This is a genomic window from Rhodococcus sp. EPR-134, assembly GCF_001647205.1.
Taxonomy (GTDB): domain Bacteria; phylum Actinomycetota; class Actinomycetes; order Mycobacteriales; family Mycobacteriaceae; genus Rhodococcus_F; species Rhodococcus_F qingshengii.
Map to the genome: position 1 here is coordinate 1 of NZ_LVCT01000437.1, position 5,151 is coordinate 5,151.

General features: G+C 57.7%; 4 protein-coding genes. All 4 read left to right on the forward strand.

Annotated elements, in window-relative coordinates; translation table 11 throughout:
- Positions 1–604: 604 nt before the first annotated feature.
- Entirely contained in the window at positions 605–1,642 is a 1,038-nt protein-coding gene (locus A2J01_RS20250; RefSeq protein ID WP_064113429.1) for a hypothetical protein, read from the forward strand.
- A 97-nt stretch (positions 1,643–1,739) separates the two neighbouring features.
- Entirely contained in the window at positions 1,740–2,714 is a 975-nt protein-coding gene (locus A2J01_RS20255; protein ID WP_064113430.1) for a hypothetical protein, read from the forward strand.
- A gap of 229 nt (positions 2,715–2,943) precedes the next feature.
- Positions 2,944–3,810, forward strand: coding sequence for an esterase/lipase family protein (locus A2J01_RS20260; protein WP_064113431.1), 867 nt, complete (start codon positions 2,944–2,946; stop codon positions 3,808–3,810).
- On the forward strand, positions 3,807–4,727 hold the full coding sequence (locus A2J01_RS20265; RefSeq protein WP_064113432.1) for a hypothetical protein: 921 nt from the start codon (positions 3,807–3,809) through the stop codon (positions 4,725–4,727). The genes A2J01_RS20260 and A2J01_RS20265 overlap by 4 nt, the downstream gene beginning before the upstream one ends.
- Positions 4,728–5,151 lie beyond the last annotated feature (424 nt).

A 5,151-nucleotide genomic window follows, 5' to 3' on the forward strand; every position in this document is an offset into this window, starting at 1 on the left:
CCATGGGATCAAGTGTTTCGGTCATCGTCGATCCTTCCCGCCAAGCTCAGCTCGGCGTGTTGAATCAAGGACCGGATCCACCGTTATTCAGACAGTCCCAGACAGCGAAGCGAATCTGTGGTGTGTGTGACGTGCGGTTGTGGGGGTTAGTCAGCAATTTTCTCGGGGGGCTGAGTGTCGGGGTTTTCCGATAATAGTTGCTGGTTGCAGCATTTTTGCCCGAAAGTTGTTCTCGACAGCTGGTGTCGGGGTTGAGGTCCGGGTTTCGGCGAGGTTGGTTCTGTAGGGTGTGGGCAGTGCCGCTGCGGTGAGAGGTGAGACGTTGGTTTCGGTTGTGCAGTCCTGGGAGCGTGAAGTTTTGGCGACTCCGGAGTCTGTGTCCGAGTGGAAACGTGCTCGGTCGCGGCGACGGTTCGCAGCTGATGCGGTGCCGGCGGATCGGCGGGGAAAGCCGGGTGGGAAGGGGCCGGCGGGGTGGCGTCGGAAGCCTGCGGATGAGGACTTGCTTCGGTTCATGACGCTGCATGGTGTGGTGTCGTTGAGGCAGGCGGCGCATTGGTTTTACGGGGGGAAGATCAGCACGGCTCGGCATCGTGTTCGGTCGATGGAGGACGCTGGTTTGTTGACGCGGAATCAGGATCAGCCGTGGGCTGGTGTCGTGTTGGTTCCGACGCTTGATGGTCAGACGGTGGGGTTGGAGACGGCGGAGTTTCCGGTGTCGCATTCGTCGTTGCGTGGGCACATGACGGTGCCTGCGAATCTGTTGCATCGGTTGTTGGTTGCGGATCAGACGTTGGCTGCTCGAGCTCGTGGACGCACGGTGATTTCGGAGCGCCAGATTCGGATGCTGGAGGCCCGCGATGAGAGCCAGTCGCATCGGTTTTTGCAGTCGGTGGGGGTGCACTATTCGTCGGATGGCGTCGCGGCCGGTGTTGTCCCGTCGCGGCTGACATTGATCGATGAGGGGCCGGCCGGGACGACGGTTGTGGGGGAGAGGAACACGTGGTTGGGGTTGCCGGTTCGGACTGACTGGGACAACCGTGTGGCACCGTATTCGCCGCAGCGTTCAGGTCTGCGTTTCCCTGATTTCATCGAGGTGTTGGAGTCGGGTGAGTTGGCTGCGGTCGAGGTGGAAGTCGCGACGAAATCGGAGGCACGCATGAAGATGCTCGTCGACGGTTACCGGTCGTCGTTGCCTTCCGTTGAAGACATCGTTGACGCCAATGGCGCACCGGGGAAGCGGCTTCGACGCGGCCAGTTCCGGCACTGCCGATGGGTGGTGTCACCGGAGGTGCGGGTGGTGTTGCAAGGAACGACGAACTTCATCAGCGGTGGGCATCAGGATGGCCTTCTGCAGAAGCTGATGCCGGATGTGTACGCACAGAATTTCGATTGGTCGAAACAGACTGACAAACTACCCGTTCGGGTGATCGCGGCGACGTCGGAAGACACCGGAGTGCAGTACGCATTGGACCAACGCAACCTCGAACCGCAGTACCGGTGCGACTACCGGACGTGGCTTCGGTGGCGACGGTTGTGGGAGGCGCAGATACCTGCTGACAAGCGTGCCGTGTATACCTTTGCCCGGTGGATCAGGACGGCAGACAACCTCGAAATCTGCCGTCGTTTGGTTCGAGGCTGATCGTTTTCGAATTGGTCGTATTCGTTCTGCCGGCCGACTAGCCTTCCGTCAGGCGGTACGTTCGGCCATCAAAATGTGAGACTTCTTGGGAGAGAATATGACCGACCAGACAGCTGCCGCGAGTGAAGAAGCCGTGACAGTGGCTGATGCTTACCATGATGCGAACGGTCAGCCGATCATGGCTGAGTCGATCGTCATCTACATCGACGCTCTCGCAACCAAGGCGTTTTGGGAAGAAGAATCAGACGCCACAAAGCTCGAGTTTGTCAGGGACTGGGTACGTCAGTTCAACGAATTCCGAGGAGATCTCGACCTCTATCGAGGCCTAATCGGCGGACCTGAAACGCCGCAACCTCCCATGGCTGTCACGTTCACAGACAACGTGGCAGTAGCGATTCCACTACCTCCAAAGCATATCGAGACACTTGCTGCATTGGCTGAGCACAGACTTCCAGCCGGTGCTGGGGCCGCTGAGCAAGCTCACGAAGCCTTGGATTGGTTGATGGACATGGTGTTCAGTCTTCAGATTCATCTGCTTAGGTTGGTGCACGGGCATGGGCGATTGTTCCGTGGCGCTGTCCGGGTCGGGCCCGTCTATGCGGACGCCTGGACGATCATCGGAGACGGCCTCATCGACGCGGTGATGGGCGAGGAAAAGGGAACAGTGGTTCCTGCCATTCAGCTCCCGGAATGGATGGTGCAGGCATATGAACTGGATGCGCCTTACTACCAAGATCCCAAGATGTCTTCGCTGTACCAGACGCTTGGACACACGACCTTCACAGCTGGATATGACACCTACTCGTTCGTGTTCTTGAACTACCTCACATGTCCCGACGAGGCCGAGTACGTGATGTGGCGTGACGAGGTAATCCCCGCCCACAAAGCCATGGTGACCAAAGGTCTAGACACGCCCACCAACAGCCATGTGCGATTCAAATTCCTGTGGACGGCCGTGTACCACAACTGGGTTGTAGCAGACAACGGTCTCGACGAGTCCCTCCGAATAGATCTCGAAGACGAACTCGCAGCACGCTCCATCATCGTCCAATCGCTCGACAAAGCCACGTAACCGGCTCACACGACTGCGGCAACCGGACCGTGGAATCAAAAACATGCGTATCCAGAGTTCACCTTCAACCGCTGGATGCAGACACGCAACTACCTCGAATTCTGCCGCCGATTGACGCGAGGACAGCCGAATCTCGGACTACCTGTGACACATGCGCAGTGATCGACGAGGTGGGTTTGGAGCCGACGTCTGAGCTACATCGACTCTGCGGATAAGGAAAGATCAACGAATGCATCACTCAGTGGTCGCTCTGGAAAAGTACAAAGGCTGGACGTTCTACGCATCCAGTCACTCTGGGAAAGTCAAACGACTAATTGTGTTCGTGCACGGTTTCGGTGGTAACGCCATCGGGACTTGGAAAAATTTCCCTGACTCGGGCGAGCGAGAATGGTGGCTCGAAGCCGACATGCTGTTCATTGGCTATAAGTCTCGGAAAGAGAACCCAAAAGGTGTAGCGGACCGGATCCGGAGATCGATTGGTGACTTCTTTCCGAAACCCAACGCCGCAGCGCTCAACACCAGCGCTGGTGCCCTTCGGACGGACATCACGGCCGAGTACGAGGAGCTGTTTCTGGTCGCGCACTCGTTGGGCGGACTGATAGTTCGCCAGGCACTGGCAGACGCCGCGCAGAAATGGAGAGAGGACGGCTCTCCCGCTGAAAAGAGGCCTCCCATTTTGAGTGCACAGACTCGAATGTTCAGCCCTGCCAGTGCGGGATTTCAGGCATCCGGTGCTCTTGGAGCAATGAAGGCTGCGTCCTCAGTGTGGAGCGCTCTCGAGGTATTTCTCCGACGAGCACCGGCGTTCAGCGATCTTCAACCCGGTTCCGAGGTCTTGGAAAGGACTCGGCGACGAACAGAAATGTATGTGAAGGAGCCTGGGTGTGAGGCGCTGAAAGCTCGGATCGTGTGGGCTAATCCGGACAACGTAGTCATCACCGATCGATACGACACGGATTTTGTTGACGAATCGATCGATGAGACCTCCCACACTACGGTCTGTAAACCGCGCGCCGCCGAACTAGCACCAAAAAGTTCCAAAGCCTTTGAAATGCCGTGGATTTTCATCGAGACTGGCACCACGGAGGAATCATGAGCACGCGCCCGGACATATCCGAAGAGATCCTGCAAGCACGGCTTACATCCTTCATAGATACGTTGGTTCGTCCAGAAATCGACGCCCTTCCTTCCTCTTACGGCCCCGAACGAGACCGCTACGTGATAGGTCTGATGACAGCCTGGAACATCGATGAGGGTGAGTTTTGGGCGGATTTCCCTGGGCAGGCTGCAAGCATGACAGCGATACTGTTCTTGTTCGAAAAACTCGATATTCTGCTCCGCGGCCAGATGGCGGGATATTTCACCGAAGGGTACTCAGACGTCACCCGAGTCCTATGGCCGCTCCCTATGGGCCGTGGCGTAAGGCTCGCGAAATCATTTCAATCCCACTCCTATCGACTGATTGAGGAACGCAAAAATAGCGCTGATTTCGTATCGGATTCCCACGCCCTTGACGACTTTCACACCAGATTTGCAACCATTCTCGACACTGACAACCCGGAGTTTCGGGAGTTCATACGGCTGGTGCTCTTCGCCTCAACCGATGAGTGGACCTTCCGGATCCAACAGATCCATCTGTTAGCCGATGAAATTCTGCGTGATCCCGCCCTCGCTCTGTCCTCCGCCGAGGTAGACACGCTGTCATGGGCACTGTCCGGAGCTGACGAGGCACGCTTGTACGAAGACAATGGTCATCGTTTAGATCCGGCGTCGCCGATCGAAGCGAGTGTGCGTATTTTGACGTACACGTCTCGATTTGCAGACCTGGTATCCGCTCGTGAGAGGTTGGCCGGCATCGCACCAATAGTCACTGCCGATGAAAACACCGCTGCACAACGGTCTGCCACGCTCGAGCAATACATGTCCAGGACGAACCGCAGAGAACGTCCGCAGCCGTCACGCCAATACCCAACTCTTCGAGACACGTTCAACAGGCCCCCGTATTTCGGGTGAACCTCTAGCTCCGATCCTCAACAGGGGCGGCGATTTGCAGCGGATTCCATCCGGTGCAAATCGCGTTGGAACTGCTACCGGGTTTCAGTGCGACGGATACGGTGCGGCCTTCGTCGTGGAAGATCGGGGCCGGGCGAACTGGCTTGTTTCCGGCGCTGCGGACAGCGTCGTGGACGCGCCGATCTCAGTGATGGGGTAGGGGACTGCTGCACGCTGCCAATGTGCCGGCTGCGGTGTATGCCAGTCGTGGCATCATTTTCTCCTCAGGAGCGAGAACAGTCGTCGTTGAAAACGACGTGTCAGGCCCAGTCGGCGGCAGCAGTGTGGCGCTGCTGTCGACGTGCACCTTTACCGTCTGAGCCGCGGCGGCCAGGGATGCGGTTCGCTCGCCGACGCAAGGCTAGTTCGTGTTGCAGCCGCTCTT